Below are 24150 nucleotides of genomic sequence, written 5' to 3' on the forward strand. Positions count from 1 at the left end.
AATAGGAGTGTTTAATTATGTTATCTAAATTAACAACTGTCATAGTAGCGGCCGTTGTATTCACTCTAAATATGGGAGCGGCCTTAGCTGATGAATTTGGTTATGGGAATAAATGGTATCAAATTTGTAATGAAACACAAGAAAGTCATGTTACTTTTTATACCGATGAAACTGATTTTGAACATGAATTAGAGCTTGGAGAATGTGATATTATTTGGACAGATTATGATTATATTACGGTTGAATATGATACTTCATGGGAAGACGGTTATCAATCGGTAAATGTGACAGTAGAATACCCTAATGATCTTGATTTAATTAATAATGGTTATGATTATTTTGGTGAGTCTATTGGTCATTATTTATATCAATAATTTTTTTCCCTTACCCCCCGAAATGGGGGGCGATCGATCACTTAAGCTCCAACGGCCTCTTTAGCCGCATACATTACCTCTAAGGAAATTTCCGTTAAACCCCTTTCACGGGCGAATTTTTCCGTATTGCGTTTAACTTTAGTGCGCACAAAACCGGGGACTTTATTTAATTCGCTTTGGGCTTCTTTTGTCCAATTTAACTCACCTTCGGCGGATATTCCTTTCGTAATAACCTCTTTAGTATCATGGCCGCCAAATATCTCTAAAAGATGATCTTCCATGCCTAAAGTAAAGGAATTATACACTAAATCGGCGATTTGATTTGTACCCTCATAACCGCAGAAAGGTTTATAACCGATGGGAAAATTTTGAATATGGATCGGGGAAGCGATCACTCCGCAAGGAATATTTAAGCGTTTGCCCACATGACGCTCCATTTGTGTGCCAAAAATAGCGGCCGGTTCAATTTTAGCGATCGCATCGGCGATCTGGCCATTATCATCACTAATTAAAACTTCGTCACAATACTCACTAACCTCTTTTTTAAACCAGTCAGCGTCATATTTGCAATATGTACCAGCTAACACCACATGAATACCCATTTCACGCGCTAAAATTTTAGTCATGGCGGCGGCGTGGGTATTATCCCCAAAAACCACGGCCTTTTTACCCGTTAAATTTTGACAGTCGATCGAACGGGAAAACCATGCGGCCTGAGACACATAGAGGGTTTGTTCCTCAATATATTTTTCATAGTCCACATTCGCACCTTGGCCATTAAGGATCTGTTGAATTTTACGGATGCAACGGGCTGTTTCCACTACTCCCATCGGGGTTATATCCACATAAGGCTGGCCAAATTCTTTTTCCAAATATTGGGCGCTCATTAAGCCTAACTCCCGATAAGGCACAAGGTTAAACCATGCTTGGGGTAAGTTTTTCAACTGATGCACTGACGCTCCCTCCGGTATCACCACATTAACCTCAATACCCAGATCCGCCATCATTCTTTTCAACTCGGTGCAGTCATGGTGGTTATGAAAACCAAGAGTAGAAATACCAATGATATTAACTGAGGGTTTATCTGTTTTCTGAGTTACTAAATCCTCTTTTTTACGGGCTTTTTCAATATAAAATTGAACTACCTGTTGTAAAGTGCGATCGGCCGCTTGTAACTCATTAACTCGATAATGGTTAACATCAGCTAACATTACATCCCCTTTAGCATCAAGTTGCGCTCGGTTGACAAAATTTTCTAAATCTTCCTGTAAAATGCTAGAGGTGCAAGTAGGGGTTAAAATAATCAGATCGGGGTGTTCTTCGTGATCTTTACGGGTGATATTTTCCACCACCTTTTCTTGAGAACCCCTAGCCAAAACATTACGATCAACCACACTGGCCGTTACTGGAGTAAAATTTCTTTCCCTTTCCAACATCGATCGCATCACGTTAAAATAGTCATCTCCTAACGGTGCGTGCATGATGGCGTGAACATTTTTAAAAGAACTAGCAATGCGTAAAGTGCCGATATGAGCAGGGCCGGCGTACATCCAATAGGCAAGTTTCATAGGTATTTTTACTCTTATTAATATTAAGTGAAATGGCTTATTTGTTATTAGTTATTTTGTTCTTAGTAAACGAGTAACGACTAACAAATATTTTTAATTTACCAATAATTGTAATCACCTTTCAAAGACGTAATAAAATGTTATTAACTGATGAAATCTTGATATAGATAGGCTTTGAGCCTGAAAGTTAAACAACAAAATAGTTGTTTAAATTTAACAAAATGTATTATTTTACTTAATAAATCTTAATATTCAACAATTGAGATAACACGAAAACCGATGTTGTAGTAGACGCGCGGGTTAATGATGTAACGGAAAGCACAACGGCAACCATAAGGATTGACGTACCAAGAACCGCCCCGTAGAATCTTAGTTTTATAATCTGAATTATCGATATAAGCACTACCATCTTTAGGGCATTGAGTATAATCTTTTTGATAATTATCTAAACACCATTCCCAAACATTGCCGTGCATATCATATAAACCAAAATTATTAGGAGGAAATTGTCCCACTTTAGTAGTTTGTTTCCGAGATTCCCCTTTAGGGGCATCACCATAAGGATATTCGCCGTCACAGTTAACTAACTCAGGGGTGATATTTTCCCCGAAATAAAAGGGTTGATGATATTTTTGATTCCATTCTTTGATCAGATCGCCCTCACTGACAGATCCCCCCTTGCCCCCCTTAGTAAGGGGGGTAGCACGACAAGCATATTCCCATTGTGACTCACTGGGGAGGGTGTATATTTTCCCCGTATATTGAGACAGTCTTTGACAAAACTCGATCGCCTGATCCCAACTTACCTGCTCAACGGGGCGATCATTCCCTTTAAACTTAGAGGGATCAGCATTAAGATCTATGGCTATTTTGGGTAAACTAGCTACGGCTTTCCACTGTGCCTGAGTGATGGGATATTTACCAAGGAAAAAGGGCTGTAATGTGACTAAATGCTGAGTTTCGTTATCTCTACGCCCTAACTCTTGAGGTGGTGATCCCATAATAAACGAGCCTCCCTGAATATAAACCATTTCTAAACCGATATTATTAGGTAATTTTTCTTGATAAAATTCAGCCGATCCCTTATATTTTTCCTGTTTCACAATAGCGGTTTTTTTGCCCCATGCTGAGGTATATTCTAACCTCACTTTTACTGTTTCAAAATTAAAGGTTTGTAAACCTGAAAATTGAGGTTTTATTGCTTGATTTTTCTGATTTTGATTGTTAGAAAGATTAGGATTATTAGGAATAAAAGGAGGTTGAATAACGGGCGTTTGAATTGATATTTGATTAATACCTAAATCAGCTAAAACTTGATCTACATCGTGATAACGATCTTTAGGTTTAGGTTCGATTAATTTATCAATAATTTTTGCTAAATGATCATCAACTTTATTATTGTTTAAATAATCACGCCAAACCCATTCTCCCTCGTAAGTATCATATAAATCAAAAGGAGAAATATTAGTTAATAAATGAATACAAGTTACACCCAAACTATAGAGATCACTAGCATATCTGGCTTTACCTGCTAACTGTTCAGTGGCTATATATTCAGCCGTACCGATCACCGTTCCCACTGCGGAAATTTTGGTATTTTGTACTACTTTAGACGCTCCAAAATCTACTAAGACAAGAGCATTTTGATCCCCCCCTGCCCCCCTTAAAAAGGGGGGAGTTTGTAGAGATATTCCCCCCTTTTGAAGGGGGGTTAGGGGGGATCGCAAAATAATATTTTCCGGTTTAATATCCCGATGAATAACATGATTTTGATGGACAAATTTTAAAACATTTAAGATATTAATTAACAATTCTTTAATCTGTTCTTGATTAAAAATACCGTTAATTTCTAACTCCTGTTGTAAATTTTGACCATCAATAAATTCTTGTATTAAATATTGACGATTATCAGTGATAAAATAAGCCAATAATTCTGGTATTTGGGGATGTTTTCCTAACTCATCTAAGCGTTTTGCTTCTTCTTCAAATAATTCCGAAGCTTTAACAATTGTATTTGTGCCTTGATCTTCAGGTAAAAATTGTTTAATTACACAAAAAGGCTTAGATGGTTTAAACTCATCCACCGCCAAAAAGGTGCGCCCAAAGCCACCTCGCCCTATAATTTTAATGGCACGATAGCGATCAGTTAATAATAATTTTGCACCACATTTTAAACAAAAATTATTGTTATTTGGATTAACATTTAAACAACTAGGATTGAGACATTGAGACATAAGTTTATCATTAGTTATTCGTTATTTTAATTGTACTTTATGAGATTCTTAAAGTATCAAAAATTGACTTAATAATTATCAATTTAATTTAGTTAACCTCATTTTCCCCACTTTCTTGATTAATAAAAGAAGAATTTTGATAAGCTCGAAACATGGCTTGAGTACCTTGTTCTAAACCATTCATCTGAGCTACTTTTTCAAATAAACTATTAGCTAACTCTACCCCTGCTAAACTTTCTCCCGTTGTGCTAATGGTTTCTTTAACTAATCTTAAATCTTTTAAAATATGTTTAATCATAAATCCGGGATCATAATCAGATTTAACAATTTTTGGAGCTAAATTTGTTAAAGCCCATGAAGCCCCTGCTCCCGTGCTACAAACTTCGATCATTAAGTTAGGATCAATACCCTGTATTTCTGCTATTTTGATGGCTTCACATAAGGCGATCATATAGATAGAACAAAGAGCCTGATTACATATTTTGACAGCCTGTGCGCTCCCTATTTGACCACAATAAAAAATGTTTTTTCCCATCGCTTCTAACAGTGGTTTTACTTCTTCAAAATCCGTTTTATTTCCTCCCACCATGATGGTTAAAGTGCCATTTTTAGCCCCAATATCTCCCCCTGAAATTGGAGCATCTAAAAAGCGTAAATTATTTTGATTTAAACGCTCATTAATCTTTTTAACCGCTCCAGAACCAACGGTACTAAAATCAACAATTAAACTATTATTTTTCGCATAGTTAATAATGCCATGATCTCCTAAAATTACTTCTTCAATATCAGGCACATCTCCCACACAAGTAAAAATATAATCCGCATTTTTCACTGCTTCGGCAATAGATGAAACTACTTTAATACCAGTTTCTTTGACTAATTGTACAGCAGATCGATCGCTGGTTCGATTCCATGCTATTACGGAAAAACCACTCTTAAATAAATTAATTGTCATGGGAGCGCCCATCACTCCCAAACCTAAAAAAGCGACTGTTTTCGTCATTTTAATTACTCCAATTTTAATCACAAAAATCAAAAAAATTTTTATTATTTTCAATAATAAATAAGAATTGTCAACTGTCAATTGTCAATTGTTGAAATACCCTGTATAATTATTTCTATAAATTTACTTTAATTTTAATAATCACCTCTTGTCTTTTTTCTTGTACAATATAATAATAATATAAAATCAAAAGGCGAGGAGGAATGTTAATTTATTAATTATGAATAATTCTGATCAGCAAGAAACTCAAAACCATCTCAAAGAGATTAATCAACAATTAGAAAGTTTAAAAAATAGCGTTTTACTTCAATTATCTCAAGAAATTGAGCAATTACAAAAGCAAAAAAATCTCCTTGTGGCCGAAGTTCAAGAATTAGCAAATTATCGTCAACAACAGTTACAACAACAACAAAATTTAGCTCAAGAAATTGCCCCAGCGATCGCCCAAGAATTACAAAAAATTATTTTACAACAATTAGCTCAACAAGGCTTAAATAATGATCAATCTAGTTTGAATGCTCTGAATAATTATAACCTAAATGTTGAACATTTAATCACATCTTTAGATTTTACCCTCAGAAATATTTTTCAAAGTCTTCAACAAGATCTTAATAGTTATCAGAGTTTAATGTCTCAACAATTAAGTCAAATGTACTCATTAGAACAACAGGGAGAACATATTTTAGACGCTTTACTATTAAGAATAAAAGAAGAATTACAAAAAGAAAATTTACTTCCGGCCGTGATCAATACATCAAGCTCTATGATGAACCAGTCCGTTCAAACATTATCACAACCAACTAATAAAGAAAAGGAAATTAAGCCTAAAAATTTATTTTTAAACCTATTAAATTTTTTATCATTAAATAATAATTACAATGTAAGATTAGGCTTTATTTTAATGATTTGTTCTGCTTTCGCCTTTTATTTTCAGAATATAGTTATTACAGTTATTTTTAATCAATCATCTTTATTTAATTTTTTTGAAACAGGAGGTTATTTAGACGTAAATTTAGGCAATACTTTTTTAATTTTTACTTTAAGAATAGTTAGTTTTTTACCTATTTTATTTTTGATTACAAAAATTTTATCCCCTAATATTTTGCAAGATTTAAAAATCGCAATTAGTAACAAAAATTTACTTTTATGGATTAGTCTTAGCAGTTTTTTTCTTTTTATTTCTACCATTTCAATTTATATTTCCCTCAGTTTATTACCCGCCGGAATATCTATTACAATCTTTTTTATTTTTCAGCTTATTACAAGTATTTTATCAGGTCTTTTATTAAGAAAAAAACCCAGTTTAATTGAAATTTTAGGTATCTTATTATCCAGTTTAGGTTTGGGCTTAATTTTCTTCGATCAAAGCAGTAACTTATCAAATTTAGGTACAATTTTAGCACTTTTTTCTGGCTTAACTTTTGCTATTCATTTAATGATTATACAAATTTGGACAAAAAAAATTGATCCCGTACCTTTCAGTTTAATTAATTTTACGCTAATGTTAATATTTTCCCTAATTAGTTTGATCATTTCTTTTAGTCAACCATCATGGAAAATTGCAGTTGAATCTAACTTATGGAATAATATTATAATTAGTAGTATCTTTTTAGGAATTTTAACCCTTTTAGGTTACTTAGCTAATAATTTAGGACTTAAATTAATCGGCTCTAATCGTGCATCATCTCTCACCTCGATCGGGCCAATTTTAACCACTTTATTAGGATGGTTATTCATTGGACAATCTTTAATGATCTTGCAAATTTTAGCCGTATTATTAGTTACAATGGGAATTATTATTTTAAATTTACAAAGTATCTTAAAAAAATAATTTTCATCCATCATTGGTCATTATTAAATATCAATTATTCATCATTAATTAATAAATTATGTTGCGTTCAATTATTATCACATTTGTTTTAATTTGTTCACTGTTTTTTAATTATCCTGCCCTTGCGCAAACTAATCCTAGTCAAGGCCAAATTGAACAGGGAGAAAAAATCGCTTTGGAAGCCTTCAATGCTACCCAAAATGGTGATTTAGAAAAAGCTGAAAGCCTTTGGAGTCAATTAGTTGACCAATTTCCTAAAAATCCGGCCGTCTGGAGTAATCGTGGTAATATTAGATTAAGTTTAAATCAAATTGATCAAGCAATTTCTGATTTTAATACAGCGATCGAAATTGTACCCGATGCGGTTGATCCCTATCTCAATCGAGGTATTGCTTATGAAAGTCAAGAAAAATGGGATTTAGCGATCGCCGATTATAATAAAGTATTAGAAATTAATCCTAAAGAAGCTTATGCTTATAATAACAGAGGTAACGCTAAAGCCGGACAAGGCAACTGGAAAGAAGCTATTTTAGATTATGAAAAAGCCATTGATCTTAACTCTAATTTTGCATTTGCTGAAGGAAATTTAGCCATTGCTTTATATGAAATAGGAGAAGAAGAAAGAGCAATTTATTTAATGAAAAATCTAGTCAAAGATTATCCCATGTTTGCAGATATGAGGGCGGCTTTAACAGTCGTTTTATGGCAAGATGGAAAAGAAGGAGAAGCTCAAAGTAATTGGATTTCGGCCATGGGCTTAGATCAAAGATATAAAGATCTTAATTGGGTCAAAAATAGTCGCCGTTGGAGTCCAAAATTAGTTCAAGAATTAGAGAATTTTTTACAGTCAAACTAACTTTTATTGAGAAAGTCGGGGATTTTACTTAAATTTAATTATCTAATCTTTAATAATAATAAAATCTCCTAACTTTTGAATCTATTATTTTGTAGGGTGGGCAATGCTTTTTAATCTCTGATACGCAATATCAATTTACATACATTTCCCACCCTAGAAATTAAACTCATTTGAGACAAGATAAAAGAGAACCTAATAACTTTTCTAACATTTTGTGATATTTTAAAACTACAACATAAAAACAACCTCCAAAAAATATCGGAAAACAACCCTGTTGATGGGAATTATTAATTATCTGATCATAAGATAACCAATCTCTATTTTTCCGCCAACCAACTTGACGAGCAAATTTATCATAGAATTTCCAATCATAATTATTTAATCTTCCACCACAATCTAACAAAATTTGTTTTTGGATAGAAAACCCAAACTTATTATCGCTATGGTTTAACCAAAGTTGATCAATAATTTGCAAATATTCTTGAGGAAAATTAAGCAATTGTTCAGATTTGACCTCCCACCAACTATTTTTATCTAATATTTCTAACATTAAATAGGATGTCTCTCTATCAGCTTTTCTCCAGTCTTTTTCTTTTAAAAAGTATTCTAGTTTATCAAAGTTTATTTGAGGTATTGCTAAATATAAATTTGATTTAGGGAGGATTTTTGTAGGTTTTAAAATATCTAAAATCTCTTTGGCAGATTGAAAGCGATCGCTGATTTTATCTGCTAACATCTTATCTAAAATATTAGCAAAATTATGATTAATAGATAAACCATTTTTAGTTAACCATTCTTGCCATTTCCAACTAAAATTATCTATATCAAAAATCTCATCAATCATGCTACCATTTCTTTCTTCTGGTAACACACCCGTTAATAATCTAATGGCAGTAACAGCTAAACTATATAAATCACTGGCCGGTTTAGCAATACCTCGATTTTGTTCAGGAGCAGTATAACCAATTGTACCCACACCCGTCCCCATTTTAGTCATCATAGAAGCAGAAACCTGTTTAGAAACCCCAAAATCTATTAATACTAAATCGCTAATTTGTCCATAAATTGAAGGGTCTAATTTTGCCTTTCTTCTTAATATATTTTCCGGTTTAAGATCACCATGGATCACATTTTTATTATGAATAAAATCTAACACTGGCAACATCTCTAATAAAAACTTTTTAACCTCATCTTCTGTAAATTTACCCTTACTTTGTAACTCTTTTAATAAATCTTCACCCTCTACAAATTCCTGAATTAAATATAATTTGCTATCCTGTTCAAAGAAAGCCAATAAATCAGGAATTTGAGGATGTTTACCTAACTTTTCTAATAATTCCGCTTCCTGTTCAAATAATTCAATACATTTTTGTAAGGCACTACTGCCCTGTGATAAAGGTAAAAATTGTTTAATCACACAATGACTATTTCGGCGATTTTGATCAATACCAATAAAAGTACGGCCAAAACCACCTTCCCCCAAATATTTAAGCCCTCGATAACGCTCAGTTAATAATAATTTTTGACCGCATTTTTCACAGAAATTATGATGATTTGGATTTTGATGTAAGCAGTCAGGATTAAAACATTTACTCATCAAGATAACTCCTTAGTTAAAATATTTAACAAAAGTATTTTTTACATTATAAATTAGATTTACCTAAAAAAGTTGAGGATTTTCTAAAAATTATGATAAAATTAGATTAACTAAATAAAAATAGAGGTAACTATGGCCAAATTAATTTTAGAAAATTTACCCGATGAGCTTTTTCAAGAAATCGAAAAATTAGCTCAACAAAAAAATAATTCCGTTAATGAACAAACAATCAATCTTTTAAAAATAGCATTAGAAAAAACAGAAACTCCATTAAAAATTATGGTTTCTCCTGATAATGATCCCACTTGGGAAGAAAGAGTTAAAAATACTCCCAAAATTCTTGCTGAAATAGCAGAAAGAAGAAAATTAAGAGAAAATCAAAACTCAATTCAATGGCTTGATAGTACAGAATTAATTAGAGAGGATAGAGACAGATGAATTATTCTTTCTCAAAAAGTCAATGCTCCCTTGTTAACTTTAGATCAAAAGTTAGTTAATCGTTTAATTAATAGTCCTTATTCTATAGAAAATTTTGCTAATTTTTCTATTCCTAATTTACCTAATCTAAATTAAAAATATTGTAGGGGGAAATAATTATTTAACTCTACAAATTTTAGATATAAAAACTTAAAATTTTAAAGATAATTTTCATCTAATAATTGTTCAAGGCTATAGGGACATTCTTCAGGAAAATCAACTTGAAAATTAGTTTTTTTCGTGACATATTTTAAAGTTTTTCGATAAACTTTATCTAAATCTAATTCATTAAATCTTCTTTGTTTTAAAAGATTAATAGTTTCATTTAACCATTCTTGATCATCAATTTCATAAAGTTGTTTTAAATTAGTTTTTACAGTCATTATTTTTACCTCAAAACAATTTTAATTTTATTAAATCTCAAAAAAATCAGGGATTTATTAATCATTAAATAGGTAGGTATAATTAAAACTAAGATAGGATGTATCAGGATAGAGTAACATTAATTAATCTTATATAGTTCAAATTTACTAAAAAATCACTCAAAAATAACATTTTAGACTTTTTTAATTTTTGTGACGATTACATGATATGATGTCTCATGGTTTACTAATCGTACTTTCTCTCAAAAAGCACAGGTAAATCATTAAATATCAAATTAACTATTTATTAGTTTATTGCCTAGTAACGTGAATCAGTCAGAAAACCCCATTGAACAGCCCCTAACACCCCATGACAGTCACAATAATGACAGTCAAAACGGTGCTGAGGATAATTCAATGAACGAGTTTTATCATCTGCAAAATAAATTATTAGTGATAACTCTGGTAGCTACTGGCCTCATTACTCTATCGGTTTGGTTAGCCTACTCCCTCAATATAGCCTTAAATTATCTTTTAGGCGCAATAGTTGGTTTAGTTTATCTAAAATTGTTAGGCCGTGATGTGGAACGACTAGGACAAGCAACGGGTATTTCTAATGGGAAAAGATTAGCTATTTTTGCAGGGTTAATCATTATTGCATCTAAAGTGCAAGACCTTCATATTTTGCCCGTCTTTTTTGGATTTCTGACTTATAAAATTGCCATTATTATCTATACTATTCAAACTGCTTTATTTGAAAGTAAATGATTAATATATCCCGTACAACAAGCTTTTAATTTGTTAAAAATAAACAACTAAGATGCTTGTTTGACAAGGAATGGTAAATCTTAATTAAGTTAAAGAAAAACCACATTTTTTTCTTAATATCTTTAGGTAAAAGTCACCGAATGGAAAGTTTAGAGGGGTTGAGCGTGTTCAATTCTTTACATCTAGCTTCTCTTGAAGTGGGCAAACATTTTCTCTGGAAAATTGGCAATTTTACAGTACATGGTCAAGTTTTTATGACTTCATGGTTTGTAATTGCCGTTTTGCTAATTGCTTCATTTTTAGCTACTAAAAATATTCAAAGAGTTCCCCAAGGTATCCAAAATTTAATGGAATACGTTTTGGAATTTCTGAGAGATCTCGCCAAAAACCAACTCGGTGAAAAAGAATATAGACCTTGGTTGCCCTTTATCGGCACATTGTTCTTATTTATCTTCGTTTCTAACTGGTCAGGGGCTTTAATACCTTGGAAGTTAATCGAAATTCCCAATAGTGAGTTAGCCGCTCCTACGAATGACATTAACACCACTGTGGCTCTTGCATTGTTAACATCCTTGGCTTATTTTTATGCCGGATTTCGCAAAAAAGGTTTAGGATATTTCGCCAACTATATTGAGCCTATTCCTGTCCTTTTACCAATTAAAATCTTAGAAGATTTCACCAAGCCCCTTTCCCTAAGCTTCCGTCTTTTTGGTAATATCTTGGCGGATGAATTAGTGGTAGCTGTGTTGGTTTTCCTTGTTCCTTTATTTGTGCCTTTACCTTTGATGGCATTAGGTTTATTCACCAGTGCGATCCAAGCGTTAGTATTTGCCACCTTAGCCGGTGCTTATATACATGAGGCGATCGAGGGACATGACGAAGAACACGGACATGAACATTAATCATTTCTAGTTCTTAAAAAAAAAAGTGTTGAATAAGCGTCAATTTATGGTTTACTCAACATTGTAAATAATTGTAAATTTTAGTTAGTTCTTTAAAAAGGTAAGTAAAAACATCATGGATATTTCTTCCGCATCTGTAATCGCCGCCGCTTTAGCTGTTGGTTTAGCCGCTATTGGCCCTGGTATTGGTCAAGGTAACGCTTCTGGTCAAGCTGTAGCAGGGATCGCTCGTCAACCTGAAGCTGAGGGCAAAATCAGAGGTACATTATTATTAACCTTAGCGTTCATGGAATCTTTAACCATTTACGGTCTAGTTATTGCTCTCGTATTATTATTCGCTAACCCCTTCAAATAAGGGTTAATTTTTGATGATGGGGAAAGGTAGTTCCATTAAAAAAAATTCACCTTCCCCCTTGTCTTATTTATTAATGATCTTAAGTTTGAACTGGATCGGAAAAAAATGTTTAATTTTGATGCCACTTTGCCTTTAATGGCAGTGCAATTTTTAATCCTAATGTTCTTACTTAATAAAGTTTTTTATACTCCTTTAAGTAAGGTATTAGACGAACGAGCAAACTATATTCAATCAAAAGAAAAAGATGCTCGTCAACGCTTAGAGCAAACTAATAAATTAGCTCAAGAATACGAACAGCAGTTAGCTGGAGCGAGAAAACAGTCCCAAGAAATTATTGCTACTGCTCAGGCTGATGCGAAAAAGATCACTGCTGAGAAATTAGCAGAGGCTCAAAGATTAGCACAAGCTCAAAAAGAACAGGCACAGCGAGAAATTGAGGAACAAAAACAATCGGCCATGGCTACCCTTGAACAACAGGTAGACTCCTTAAGCCGTCAGATCCTAGAAAAATTACTAGGCGCTGAGTTAGTCAAGTAACAGTGAACAGTGAACAGTAAACAGTGACCAGTAAACAACCGTAGTACAGGCACACTTCGACAAGCTCAGTGCAAGTCTTGCCTGTTATCTAATGGTTAATAGCTGATAGCTAGTAACTGATAGCTTGTAGCTGATAGCTTAAATATATATTAACCAATCACAAATTTAATTGATTTGGGAATGATCGGGACAAATTTGATACTAGCAACACACGAAGCAGGTTTTGGCATCAATACTAACATTTTTGAAGCTAACCTGATCAACCTCGCAATTTTAGTGGGTGTGCTGTTTGTCTTCGGGAAAAAATTAATTACTAATATTCTTGAAGAACGCAAAGCCAGAATTGAGGAGGAAATTACTGAAGCTGAAACCAGACAAAAAAATGCGGCGGCGGCTTTAGTAGTAGAACAACAAAAACTCGATCAAGCAAAAGCAGAAGCAGAACGCATCCGCCAAGAAGCTACTGCTAGAGCGGAAGTCATCAAACAAGAACTTTTAGCCAAAGGTGAAGAAGAAATTGCCCGAATGAAGGAAACGGCGGGTAAAGATTTAGAAACCGAACAGGAAAAAGTGATTGCCCAACTTCGTCAAAGAGTGGCGGCTTTAGCTTTGGCTAAGGTTGAGGCTCAGTTAGGCGATCTTTTAGATGATAAAGCTCAACAAAAACTGATCGATCGCAGTATTGCGAACTTAGGAGGTGCTTGATGAGTGGAGCATTAATTAATTCGGAAATTGCTGAACCTTACGCTCAGGCTTTAATGTCGGTGGCACAGGCTCACAATTTAACTGAAGATTTCGGAAAAGATTGTCGAGATATTGAGAATTTATTAGAAGAATCATCAGAGTTTAGAGATTTTATCCTTAATCCTGTGATTAAATCAGATGATAAAAAATCTGTCATTAAGAATGTTTTAGGTAAAAATGCTAATGCTTATCTGATGAATTTTTTAATGTTATTGGTGGATAAACGTAGAATCGTTTTCTTACCTGCCATTATTGCTCAATATCTCAATCTTTTACGCAAACTTAATCAAACTGTTTTAGCTGAGGTTACTTCGACTAAAGAATTAAGCTCAGATCAAACTGAGGCAATTGTTAATAAAGTTAAAGCCATGACTAAGGCCAAGTCGGTGGAAGTTAAAGCCACGATCGATCCTGATATTATTGGCGGAGTCATTATTAAAGTTGGCTCTCAAGTAGTTGACGCTAGTATTAGAGGTCAATTACGCCGTCTTTCCTTAAGTTTAGGAAACGCCTAGACAGTTACCAGTGACCAGTTACCAGTGACCAGTTGTTAACTATTTTGCTCAATTATTAATTTAAAAATTACAACAGAAATTTAGATATGGTTAGCATCAGACCAGACGAAATTAGTAGCATTATAAGAAAGCAGATCGAATCCTACGAACAAGATGTTCAAGTATCTAACGTGGGAACAGTTCTTCAAGTGGGTGATGGGATCGCTCGGATCTATGGCTTAGAACAAGCTATGGCGGGTGAATTACTTGATTTTGAAGATGGTACTGTTGGTATTGCACTTAACCTTGAAGAAGATAACGTGGGTGCGGTATTAATGGGCGATGGTCGTGATATTCAAGAAGGTAGCTCCGTTAAAGCCACCGGAAAAATCGCTTCCATTCCTGTGGGCGATGCCATGATCGGCCGTGTAGTTGACGCTTTAGCTCGTCCTATTGATGGTAAAGGTGATATTCACACCACCGAAACCCGTTTAATCGAGTCTATGGCCCCTGGGATCATCTCTCGTAAATCCGTTTGTGAACCTATGCAAACTGGTATCACCGCTATTGATGCGATGATTCCCGTAGGTAGAGGTCAACGGGAGTTAATCATCGGCGATCGTCAAACTGGTAAAACTGCCGTAGCTGTGGACACCATCATTAACCAAAAAGGCGAAGATGTAATCTGTGTTTACGTTGCGATCGGACAAAAAGCTTCCACCGTTGCTCAGGTAATCTCCACTTTAGAAGCTAAAGGTGCAATGGATTATACCATCGTAGTGGCCGCTAATGCTAACGATCCTGCTACTTTACAATACCTTGCCCCTTACACTGGTGCAACCTTAGCTGAATACTTCATGTATAACGGCAAGCACACCCTTGTTATTTATGATGACTTATCAAAACAAGCTCAAGCTTACCGTCAAATGTCCTTATTATTACGTCGTCCCCCCGGACGTGAAGCTTACCCCGGAGACGTATTCTATCTTCACTCCCGTTTATTAGAACGTGCCGCTAAGTTAAGCGATGCGTTAGGTAGTGGTAGTATGACCGCATTACCCATCATTGAAACTCAAGCTGGAGACGTTTCTGCCTACATTCCTACCAACGTAATTTCTATTACCGATGGTCAGATCTTCTTATCTTCTGACTTGTTTAACTCTGGTTTCCGCCCTGCGATCAACGCTGGTATTTCCGTATCCCGTGTGGGTTCTGCGGCTCAAACCAAAGCCATGAAACAAGTTGCAGGTAAATTAAAATTAGAATTAGCTCAGTTTGCTGAGTTAGAAGCATTCTCCCAATTTGCGTCTGATTTAGATGCGGCAACCCAAGCTCAATTAGCTCGTGGTCAGCGTTTACGTCAAATCTTAAAACAACCTCAAAATTCTCCCTTATCTGTGGCTGAACAGGTAGCGGTAGTTTATGCAGGTTTAAACGGTTATATTGACGAAATTCCCACCGAAAGAGCCAGTGAATTTGCGGAAGGTTTAAGAGGCTATTTAGCCACCAGCAAAGCTAAATACGGTGAAATCGTAGGTAGTGAGAAAAAATTAACTGATGAAGCTGAAAATCTCTTAAAAGAAGCGATTAAAGAGTTTAAACAAAGCTTTTTAGTTTCTGCTTAATTCAGTAATTTGTAGGGTGGGCAATTCCTAAAATTAAGATAAAAAATTATCATAAAAATTAACGGGAATTGCCCACCTTATCTTTAATATAGGGTGGGCAAATTTTTAAAAATTGATTTACAAATTGAAAATTTGAAAGATTACCCATCAATAGTTAATCGTAATTATTTATTAAAATCATGGCAAATCTTAAAGCAATTCGAGATCGGATTGATTCGGTTAAAAATACCAAAAAAATTACTGAAGCGATGCGTCTAGTGGCGGCGGCTAAAGTACGCAGAGCGCAAGAACAAGTTACCGCAACTCGTCCTTTTGCTGATGCTTTAGCTCAAGTTCTCTACGGTTTAAAAAATCGCTTAAAATTTGAAGATGCTAACCTTCCTTTATTAAAACAAAGAGAAGTTAAATGTGTGGGGATCTTAGTAGTTTCGGGCGATCGAGGTTTATGTGGTGGTTATAATACCAACGTAATCCGCGCGGCTGAAAATAGAGCTAAAGAATTAAAAGCACAGGGTTTAGACTATAAATTTGTGTTAGTGGGAAGAAAAGCCACTCAATATTTTGAGCGCCGTAATCAGCCTATTGACGCTAATTATACAGGTTTAGAGCAGATTCCTTCCGCATCTCAAGCGGCGGAAATTGCGGATGAATTATTAAGCTTATTCTTATCGGAAAAAGTAGACAGAGTTGAGTTAGTTTATACTCGTTTCTTGTCCTTAATCAGTTCAAAACCCGTAATTCAAACTCTTTTACCCTTAACTTTACAAGGTTTAGAGCCAGAAGACGATGAAATTTTCCGTTTAATTGTCAGAGGTGGTCAATTCCAAGTTGAACGGGAAAAAATCTCCTTACCTGTGGCGGCGTTCCCTGCGGATATGATCTATGAACAGGATCCCGTACAGATTTTAGATACCTTATTACCTTTATATCTGAATAACCAGTTATTAAGAGCATTACAGGAGTCAGCGGCCAGTGAATTAGCGGCCAGAATGACAGCGATGAATAATGCTTCTGATAACGCTTCTGATCTAATGAAAACCCTTACCTTGTCTTACAACAAAGCCAGACAAGCGGCTATTACCCAAGAATTATTAGAAGTGGTAGCTGGTGCAGAAGCCCTTTAATTTGGCTAAAAATCATTTTTAAAGCGCCTGAATTAAGTTTCGGGCGTTTTTATTTTTTGCTTAAAGATTTTAAGCCTTGAAAGCAATTTTACCAGCGATCGAGCTTAACTTCCTATACTTCCAAACTATCAAAAGGATTAAGTAACTTTAATTCAGTAATCCACCTAAAATCATCAATATTTCTAGTCACTACAGTTAAATCATAAACCTTCGCTGTCCCTGCAATAATAGCATCTCCTAAAGACATTCTTCTAATTTGTTTTAGTCTCACTGCTTGATCAATTACAGCTTGAGAAATTGGTAATATTTGAGAAGCATTAAAAAATTCCTCGAAATAGGTTTTATCCTCATCAGTTAATTGATGATAACCTAATACTTCCAAATAAGATAAAACTGAAACATAAGGCGAATTTTTAGCAATAAATTCCCTTAAAAATTCATTTTCAGGTTGTGCCGCATAAATAATAATATTGCTATCAAGTAACATAATTTAATCACGATTAGGAAGGGTACGATCTTGACGTATTTCTTTTTGCCATTTTTGCGGAGCAATATTAGCAAAATTATCATTTTTAGATATTTTACTTAAGGCTTCTGCCATTTTTTGACCATTAGATTTAGTTTGATTTATTGTAATTTCTTCTAATTCGGTTGCGTCTTCTTCATGAATTAAATCATCTAAAAATTCAGCAATAATTACTAATTTTTCAGGTGATAATTGATCAATAGATTGTTTAACTTGGTTTCGTATTTGAGTTGTATTCATAATTTTTAAACTCCACTAACTAAATCTATTATACATTAAAATTAAATCCTGTAGGTGCATGGCATCCTTAATTTATGATTCTTACCAATAACTTACAAAATACCATACCTTACAAATTTTAAAAAGTCGGGGATTTTTCCTAATATTAATTATCTAATCTTTAATAATAATTAAATCTCGGACTTTTGAATCTAAAAAATATTTATTTTGCCAAATACTTATATATTAATATATTATCCTCTAAACGGGAAAAAAGAGATATTCTTCTACTGACACCATTTTTTCTACCTTCCCACCAACAATTTCCTAAAGGAAGTCCACCTTTTGGAGCATTAATATTAAAATTAAGATCAGAATAACGTAACCAATGTTTGTCATTTCTCCAACCTATTTTATAACCAAATTTTTTATATAAATTATCATTATAAATTCCGGCAATACCACCACATTCAATCCAGATTTTTTTCTGAACAGAAAAACCAAAGTGTCCATTACTATATTTTACCCATAAATCATCTATAATCTTTAATTCTTCATAGGGAAATCTTTGACAGTTTTCATTTGTTAACCAACCATATTTTTCTCTATGACAAATTTTTAACATTAAATTAGTTGTTTCATAATCTGCTTCTTTCCATTTTTTTGCTGATAAAAGTTGTGCAAGTTTATGAAAGTCAGCTTTCTTCGTTTGTAATTTTATATCAAATTTTTCCATGAAAAAAGCCTCATTTAATGCTTCTAAAACTTCACCAGCATTTTGATAGCGTTGAGGAAAATGATAACGCACCATTTTATTAAGAATAGTTGCTAATTTATCACTAACATTAACTAAATTTTTCCAGATAATTTCGCCGTTATTATCTTCTGGTAATTCAAGGGGATGTTTACCTGTTAAAGCCTGTATTGCTATCATTCCCAAAGCATAAACATCACTACTATATTTAGGTTTTCCTAATGCTTGTTCACTAGGCATATATCCGGCTGTACCAATACCAATTGTTCGGCTAGTTGAACCAGTTTGAATTGTTTTTTGTTTAACCTGTTTTACCGCTCCAAAATCTATTAAAAATAATTCCCCTCGCCCTCTGGGAGAGGGGCTAGGGGTGAGGGATTTTCTAATAATATTTTGTGGCTTAATATCTCGATGAATAACATTATTTTGATGCACAAAATCTAAGACGGGTAAAATATCTTTTAATAACTGAATAACATAACTTTCAGATAACTTTTTACCCTGTGTTATTTCCTGACTTAAATCTTGTCCAATAATTAAATCTTGGATTAAATAAAATTGATTTTGTTCTTGAAAATAAGCCCTTAAATTAGGAATTTGCGGATGATTTTCCCCTAAATTATAGAGAATTTTCGCTTCTTGCTCAAATAAACGACTAACTTCAGGCTCAATTACCGCAGGTTGTAACCTTTTTACCACACAACGAGGCTTAGGATCGCTAGGAAGATCTAAGTCTTCAGCGATAAAGGTTTCACCAAAACCGCCCGATCCCAATTGTTGGATAATTTTGTAACGAGATTTTAAAATTGTGCCGATCATTTTTGATTAAATATTTAATAATTTTACAAAAATCTTAAATTATTATCTTTAATATTTCTAGTAATAACTGTTAAATTATAAACCTTGGCCTTACTTGTAATAATAGCATCACCTAAAGACATTTTTATTAGTTGTTTTAGTCTCACTGCTTGATCAATTACACCTTGAGAAATTGGGAAAATTTGAGAAGCATTAAAAAATTCCTCAAAATAGATTTTATGATCTATAAATAAAATTGATTAAAGTGACTCCTAAAATCAAGATCCACCCTAATAATTATAACATTTTTGTTGATCAGTAACTCTTATAAAATTTCCTTTACAATACAATAACAGATAAAAATATCATAGTAGAATTAACCCAAATGTTACAAGAATATCGTAATCCAGATTTAGCAAAAAAATATCAACAGGCCATCGCTGAGATCACTACCCAACCTTGGCAGATCATGGAAATATGTGGCGGCCAAACCCATTCTATTATTAAACATGGTTTGGATCAATTATTACCCCCTTCTTTAACTCTTATTCATGGGCCGGGTTGTCCCGTTTGTGTGACTCCGATTAAACTCATAAATCAGGCGATCGCCCTTGCAGGTCAATCTAATGTGATTTTTGCCTCTTTTGGTGATATGTTGAGAGTTCCGGGCAGTGACAAAGATTTATTAAGCGTTAAGGCACAGGGCGCAGATATTCGGATTATTTATTCGCCCCTCGATTGTTTAAAAATTGCGAGGGATAATCCTCACAAAAAAGTGGTATTTTTCGGAGTTGGTTTTGAAACTACCGCCCCTGCCACTGCCATGACGATTTATCAGGCTTTTGAGCAACAAATACCCAATTTTTCCCTGTTAGTTTCCCATGTTTTAGTTCCACCTGCGATCGAGGCCATATTATCCGCTCAAAACTGTCAAGTACAGGGCTTTTTAGCGGCCGGCCATGTTTGCACTGTCATGGGATTGAGGGAATATGAGGATTTAGCGCCAAAATATGGAGTTCCCATTGTGGTGACAGGTTTTGAGCCAATAGATATTTTACAAGGGATTTATTTATGTGTTAAACAGTTAGAAATGGGAAAAGCCCAATGTGAAAATCAGTATAATCGCTCAGTACGTTCAGAGGGTAATCCTACCGCTCAACAGATTATGAATGAAGTATTTGAAATTACAGATCAAAATTGGCGAGGTATCGGTTTAATTCCCAATAGTGGCTTAAAAATTAAAAATAAATATACTCAATTTGATGCCTCAATTAAATTTGATTTTCTGTTAAGTCAGATTAATAATACAGAATCTTCAGAATGTATTAGTGGGGAAATTATGCAAGGCTTGAAAAAACCCCATCAATGTGAGGCGTTTGGTAAATTATGTACGCCCGAACATCCTTTAGGTGCGCCGATGGTCTCATCGGAGGGGGCTTGTGCGGCCTATTATCGTTATAGATCAGACATTTTATCAAATAATAAATAATAGGATTTTTATAAAGTTTTGATATATAGCAATCCTAAATAGGTCATAACAGATATAATATTAATTATAATCTAAATTCAAGGAAAAAAAAATGAACATTATTTCTGAGTTAAATGATTTTATCAATCAAACAAAAGAGGCTAAAGAAATAAAAAGGGCTTTAGCTGTCAAAATGATTTTAGAAGGAAAATCATACCATGAAGTAAAAGAATTATTACAAGTTTCTCATAGCTTTATTAGTATGTGGAAAAATCAAGCTCTTTTTTGTGGAGTAGAAAGCTTGAAATTACAGTTTAAAGGAACTAAAAGTGAATTAAAACCAGAAGAAAAAGACCAAGTTATTAATTGGTTAAGAGAGCAAGAATATTTAAGATTATCAGATTTAAAAATTTATTTAGAGCGAGAATATAATATTATTTATAAATCCAATCAAAGTTATTATAGTTTGCTCAAAGAAGCGAAAATAAGTTGGAAAAAACTCAAAAAAGAATCCGGCTAAAAATGACGAATTAGTCGAAGCTAAAAAAAAAGAAATCAGTGAAAAATTAGAGATTTGGAAAGAAGAAATAAAGAGTGGAGAGCTTGTAGTGTTTATGATTGATGAATGTCATTTACTTTGGGGAGACATTTTAGGTTATGTTTGGGGAAGAACAGATCAAAGAATAGAAATTCCCATTAAAAATGAAAAAAGCCGACAAACTTATTATGGGGCATTAGACTATCAAACTAAAGAATTTATTGTCAAAGAATATGAAAGTGGAAATACAGAAAATACGATCAAATTTATCAAGTATTTACTATCAAAAAGAAAAGGAAAAAGATTAGCAATATTTTGGGATGGAGCAACGTATCATGACTCAAAAGAATTTAGGGAGTATTTAACTATAATAAATCAAGATTTATTGGAAGAAGAATGGTTAATTACTTGTCATAAATTTGCCCCTAATGCTCCAGAACAAAATCCTGTAGAAGATATTTGGCTACAAGTGAAAAATTTTATTAGACAATTCTATCATTTATGTAAATCATTTAAAATAGTAAAGTGGCTATTTAAGTTTTTTGCGCATGGTCAAATATTTGATTTCCCCAAACTTTATCAATATGGAATTTTGCCACAACCTATTTAGGATTGCTATAGATATTGATAGATTGTCACTCTTTGTTAAATTTTATTACTAGAGGTGTTTTCTGTTATATTATGTTATTATGAGATTTTAATTCAATAACTAAAGGATAATTTAAGACTATGGCAAAAGGAAAAGCTAGAAATTTAGATAAATCTGAACAGCAAGTTTCTATTAAGTTATCTACTGAAGACTATCTTATTTTAGATAAATGTGCTAGTTCAGAAGGTAAAAGTGTTCCTCAATGGATTGAAGGTTTGCTACAACCTTATATAGATAAAGGTAGGGAACAAAGATTACAAGAGTTAGCACAAGAAAATAGAAAACTTAAAGCTGAGTTAGAACAATATAAGTCTAAAGATAGTAAGTAGTTTATTTAATTAGGAAGTATTTTCAAAAATGAAACAAAGTTTAATAGAAAAAATATTTATTACTTTTTTTTCTGCTTTAATAGGTTCAATATTATATGGATGGTTTATTATTTTTATTTTTAATCTTATATGTTTTTTCTTCTTATTTATCTTTCGTTTATATGTGCCTAGTGCTGAACTTTGGTTTAGTGGATACATTAGTTTACCATTAATTATTATGCCTATAGCTATTTTCAGCTTAATTTATACAGGTTCAGATAATTCTAAAGATAATAAAAAGAATAATGATATATTTAAACAGATAGAGAATAGTTCTAAACTGGAAAAGATAATAATTTTTTTATCTAATTTATTACTATTCGGATGGTTGTATCGTTTTTTATATTATAGTTGGGTAGATTCTACAACTGCTACTTGTTATCATAGGTTTGTTCCAGGATCTGTATCTTGTGATGATTATGATAGTAGTGATTCTTATTATTCTAAATTCTATGATGTCTCAACCTCAGATTCAATTTTATCGGCAGGAGTAAAATTTCCTTTATCATTTTTAAAATTTTTAGCAATGGTATTTATTGTATCTATTATATATATTTTTCTAAAAAAAATCTATCTTTTTATCTATTGTAATTTTTTTAATAAATAATTTCATTAATGGAGTAGTATCTATCAATGTCTAATCAAGAAAACATCTTACAACAAGCTAAATCTGGTAAGCCTAATGCTATTAGTATGTTATTGAATAAGTCTTTAACTGCTAAGGGTATTACTATTGTTAAACATGATTTAAAGGATAGTTGTTTAACTTTAGTGTTAGAGTCTGATAAAAGTTTTAATAGTGCTACTCAATCTAAGATAGTTAGTTTTATAGAAAGTAATCTAGTTAAATTAGATGTTAGTGGTATTAGTTCCGTAGTTGTATGTGGTAAAGTAACTAATGCTGATAATTATAGTTGGCAAAAAGATTTTAGTTTAGTTTCTGGTTTTGATGATATTGCTGTAGATGATAATGTAGAGAGTTCAACTAATAATGATAGTTCTAATTCTATAGCTGTAACTAATGATGATAGTAAGGTTAATACTGAAGATAGTTATACTGATGATAAGTTATCTTCTGTTAAAAAGGTTTTAGATTTAGCTTTGTTACATAAGAATATTACTTGTAAGGTTAGTTTAGAAGATAGATGTTTAAGGGTAGTTTTAGAAAGTGTTAAGTTAGATGATAAGGAAAGTTGTATTAATGCTGTTAGAAGACAGATTAATTATCTTAAAGTTGAGGGTGCGGATAGTGTAAATGTATATGGAATGAAAGAGGGTGATAGTATTCCTGTTTGGAGTGAAAGTATAGATTTAACAAATCAAATACCTCAATCAAATGTAGTAAATAATAAGTCTTCTGTTAAAGGTAAAGATAAATGGATTAATCTAATTAAAAAATTTTTATATGGTGATTTTGTAGATATATTTAAGGATATTCGTTCAGGTAATATAAGTAATGTTTTTTCTTCAAATAAGAATATACTTATAATTCTTATATTTTTATTATCTATATATCAAGCTAATAATATTTATCAAAATTATTTTGATGATGCTATTTCTTTATGGAGATATAATCTCTATGAGGCAAAATGGAGATATGATCTCTATCAATATCCGCTTTTTATATCTTTAGATTGGACTGATTATTTTTTATTTTATTTCATTAATCCTTTAATATTTATATATATTTTAAAATTTATTTTAGTAGATTTTATGCGAGACATTGTGAAATTTGATTTTAAAAATATTAAGAATAATAACACTGGTAAATTAATAATATTTATTATATTTGCTATTATCATAATTATTAAAAGTGAAGATATTGCAGGTTCAACAATAGGATTAAGTTATAAGATTTGTAGAATTTTGTTGATTAAATAAGTATTTATAGTTAATTCTATTACTTTATAAATACACTAAATTTACCTGTATAGATAGTTAAATTTTATAGATTTAATATACTAACTTGCTAATTGATT

General features: G+C 32.8%; 25 protein-coding genes. 17 read left to right on the forward strand and 8 right to left on the reverse strand.

Translation table 11 applies throughout. The features are described 5' to 3' along the window. Positions 1 to 17: 17 nt before the first annotated feature. Entirely contained in the window at positions 18 to 374 is a 357-nt protein-coding gene (locus tag Anndu_RS15250) for a hypothetical protein (protein ID WP_464102003.1), read from the forward strand. Positions 375 to 415: 41 nt separating this feature from the next. On the opposite strand, the gene bchB is transcribed toward Anndu_RS15250, so the two are convergent. The 3 genes from bchB to Anndu_RS15265 all read right to left on the reverse strand — a co-directional run bounded on the left by bchB (position 416) and on the right by Anndu_RS15265 (position 5179). Next, on the reverse strand, positions 416 to 1942 hold the full coding sequence (gene bchB / locus Anndu_RS15255; protein WP_464102004.1) for a ferredoxin:protochlorophyllide reductase (ATP-dependent) subunit B: 1527 nt from the start codon (positions 1940 to 1942) through the stop codon (positions 416 to 418). 245 nt (positions 1943 to 2187) lie between these two features. Beyond that, on the reverse strand, positions 2188 to 4176 hold the full coding sequence (locus tag Anndu_RS15260) for an SUMF1/EgtB/PvdO family nonheme iron enzyme (RefSeq protein WP_464102005.1): 1989 nt from the start codon (positions 4174 to 4176) through the stop codon (positions 2188 to 2190). A gap of 88 nt (positions 4177 to 4264) precedes the next feature. Then, a complete protein-coding gene (locus Anndu_RS15265) occupies positions 4265 to 5179 on the reverse strand; it encodes an NAD(P)-dependent oxidoreductase (protein ID WP_464102006.1) in 915 nt (304 codons plus the stop codon). 220 nt (positions 5180 to 5399) lie between these two features. On the opposite strand from Anndu_RS15265, the gene Anndu_RS15270 reads away from it, so the two are divergent. Both Anndu_RS15270 and Anndu_RS15275 read left to right on the forward strand, forming a co-directional pair. Next, positions 5400 to 7010 carry a DMT family transporter gene (locus tag Anndu_RS15270; protein WP_464102007.1) on the forward strand — a complete coding sequence of 537 codons (1611 nt, stop codon included), beginning with the start codon at positions 5400 to 5402 and terminating at the stop codon, positions 7008 to 7010. A gap of 58 nt (positions 7011 to 7068) precedes the next feature. After that, on the forward strand, positions 7069 to 7866 hold the full coding sequence (locus tag Anndu_RS15275) for a tetratricopeptide repeat protein (RefSeq protein ID WP_464102008.1): 798 nt from the start codon (positions 7069 to 7071) through the stop codon (positions 7864 to 7866). Between the two features lie 166 nt (positions 7867 to 8032). Here Anndu_RS15275 and Anndu_RS15280 read toward each other — a convergent pair whose 3' ends face one another. Then, complete coding sequence (locus Anndu_RS15280) at positions 8033 to 9463, reverse strand: protein kinase domain-containing protein (protein WP_464102009.1); 1431 nt, start codon at positions 9461 to 9463, stop codon at positions 8033 to 8035. Between the two features lie 132 nt (positions 9464 to 9595). On the opposite strand from Anndu_RS15280, the gene Anndu_RS15285 reads away from it, so the two are divergent. Continuing rightward, positions 9596 to 9901, forward strand: a complete 306-nt coding sequence (locus tag Anndu_RS15285) for a hypothetical protein (RefSeq protein ID WP_464102010.1) — start codon at positions 9596 to 9598, stop codon at positions 9899 to 9901. A gap of 197 nt (positions 9902 to 10098) precedes the next feature. Here the strand turns inward: Anndu_RS15285 and Anndu_RS15290 are convergent, their stop codons facing one another. After that, positions 10099 to 10323 carry a DUF29 family protein gene (locus Anndu_RS15290; protein WP_464102011.1) on the reverse strand — a complete coding sequence of 75 codons (225 nt, stop codon included), beginning with the start codon at positions 10321 to 10323 and terminating at the stop codon, positions 10099 to 10101. A 396-nt stretch (positions 10324 to 10719) separates the two neighbouring features. Between Anndu_RS15290 and Anndu_RS15295 the strand changes: the two genes are divergently transcribed. From Anndu_RS15295 to Anndu_RS15330, 8 genes are all read left to right on the forward strand, one after another. After that, on the forward strand, positions 10720 to 11070 hold the full coding sequence (locus Anndu_RS15295; protein WP_464104123.1) for an ATP synthase subunit I: 351 nt from the start codon (positions 10720 to 10722) through the stop codon (positions 11068 to 11070). A 140-nt stretch (positions 11071 to 11210) separates the two neighbouring features. Beyond that, the gene (gene atpB / locus Anndu_RS15300) at positions 11211 to 11972 is read left to right on the forward strand and encodes a F0F1 ATP synthase subunit A (RefSeq protein WP_464102012.1); all 762 of its coding nucleotides are present in this window, start codon (positions 11211 to 11213) and stop codon (positions 11970 to 11972) included. Positions 11973 to 12087: 115 nt separating this feature from the next. Next, the gene (gene atpE, locus Anndu_RS15305; RefSeq protein WP_464102013.1) at positions 12088 to 12327 is read left to right on the forward strand and encodes an ATP synthase F0 subunit C; all 240 of its coding nucleotides are present in this window, start codon (positions 12088 to 12090) and stop codon (positions 12325 to 12327) included. A 105-nt stretch (positions 12328 to 12432) separates the two neighbouring features. Then, entirely contained in the window at positions 12433 to 12864 is a 432-nt protein-coding gene (locus tag Anndu_RS15310) for a F0F1 ATP synthase subunit B' (RefSeq protein ID WP_464102014.1), read from the forward strand. Between the two features lie 180 nt (positions 12865 to 13044). Continuing rightward, positions 13045 to 13569 (forward strand): F0F1 ATP synthase subunit B, encoded by a 525-nt coding sequence (locus Anndu_RS15315; RefSeq protein WP_464102015.1) that lies wholly within the window; start codon positions 13045 to 13047, stop codon positions 13567 to 13569. After that, positions 13569 to 14123: an ATP synthase F1 subunit delta gene (atpH, locus tag Anndu_RS15320; RefSeq protein ID WP_464102016.1), complete on the forward strand. Its 555-nt coding sequence runs from the start codon at positions 13569 to 13571 to the stop codon at positions 14121 to 14123. Before Anndu_RS15315 ends, atpH begins: the two co-directional genes overlap by 1 nt. Positions 14124 to 14209: 86 nt before the next feature. Then, positions 14210 to 15727, forward strand: a complete 1518-nt coding sequence (gene atpA, locus Anndu_RS15325; RefSeq protein ID WP_464102017.1) for a F0F1 ATP synthase subunit alpha — start codon at positions 14210 to 14212, stop codon at positions 15725 to 15727. Between the two features lie 179 nt (positions 15728 to 15906). Beyond that, positions 15907 to 16851, forward strand: coding sequence for a F0F1 ATP synthase subunit gamma (locus tag Anndu_RS15330; RefSeq protein WP_464102018.1), 945 nt, complete (start codon positions 15907 to 15909; stop codon positions 16849 to 16851). A 112-nt stretch (positions 16852 to 16963) separates the two neighbouring features. On the opposite strand, the gene Anndu_RS15335 is transcribed toward Anndu_RS15330, so the two are convergent. From Anndu_RS15335 to Anndu_RS15345, 3 genes are all read right to left on the reverse strand, one after another. After that, positions 16964 to 17338 carry a type II toxin-antitoxin system VapC family toxin gene (locus Anndu_RS15335; protein ID WP_464102019.1) on the reverse strand — a complete coding sequence of 125 codons (375 nt, stop codon included), beginning with the start codon at positions 17336 to 17338 and terminating at the stop codon, positions 16964 to 16966. Positions 17339 to 17341: 3 nt separating this feature from the next. Further along, positions 17342 to 17617, reverse strand: coding sequence for a hypothetical protein (locus Anndu_RS15340; RefSeq protein ID WP_464102020.1), 276 nt, complete (start codon positions 17615 to 17617; stop codon positions 17342 to 17344). 202 nt (positions 17618 to 17819) lie between these two features. Continuing rightward, positions 17820 to 19169: a GUN4 domain-containing protein gene (locus Anndu_RS15345; RefSeq protein ID WP_464102021.1), complete on the reverse strand. Its 1350-nt coding sequence runs from the start codon at positions 19167 to 19169 to the stop codon at positions 17820 to 17822. A 364-nt stretch (positions 19170 to 19533) separates the two neighbouring features. On the opposite strand from Anndu_RS15345, the gene hypD reads away from it, so the two are divergent. The 5 genes from hypD (at position 19534) to Anndu_RS15370 (ending at position 24052) form a co-directional block, all read left to right on the forward strand. Next, positions 19534 to 20637: a hydrogenase formation protein HypD gene (hypD, locus tag Anndu_RS15350; RefSeq protein WP_464102022.1), complete on the forward strand. Its 1104-nt coding sequence runs from the start codon at positions 19534 to 19536 to the stop codon at positions 20635 to 20637. A 100-nt stretch (positions 20638 to 20737) separates the two neighbouring features. Further along, positions 20738 to 21764 (forward strand): IS630 family transposase gene (locus Anndu_RS15355; RefSeq protein ID WP_464104124.1). Its coding sequence is split into 2 segments (ribosomal slippage): positions 20738 to 21117 and positions 21116 to 21764, totalling 1029 coding nucleotides; the frame shifts between segments, so codons are not numbered across the junction. 119 nt (positions 21765 to 21883) lie between these two features. Then, positions 21884 to 22132 carry a hypothetical protein gene (locus Anndu_RS15360; RefSeq protein WP_464102023.1) on the forward strand — a complete coding sequence of 83 codons (249 nt, stop codon included), beginning with the start codon at positions 21884 to 21886 and terminating at the stop codon, positions 22130 to 22132. 28 nt (positions 22133 to 22160) lie between these two features. After that, positions 22161 to 22778, forward strand: a complete 618-nt coding sequence (locus tag Anndu_RS15365; protein ID WP_464102024.1) for a hypothetical protein — start codon at positions 22161 to 22163, stop codon at positions 22776 to 22778. 26 nt (positions 22779 to 22804) lie between these two features. Continuing rightward, on the forward strand, positions 22805 to 24052 hold the full coding sequence (locus Anndu_RS15370) for a hypothetical protein (RefSeq protein ID WP_464102025.1): 1248 nt from the start codon (positions 22805 to 22807) through the stop codon (positions 24050 to 24052). Positions 24053 to 24150: the final 98 nt, after the last annotated feature.

The sequence above is a fragment of the Annamia dubia NIES-4383 genome, assembly GCF_055394725.1.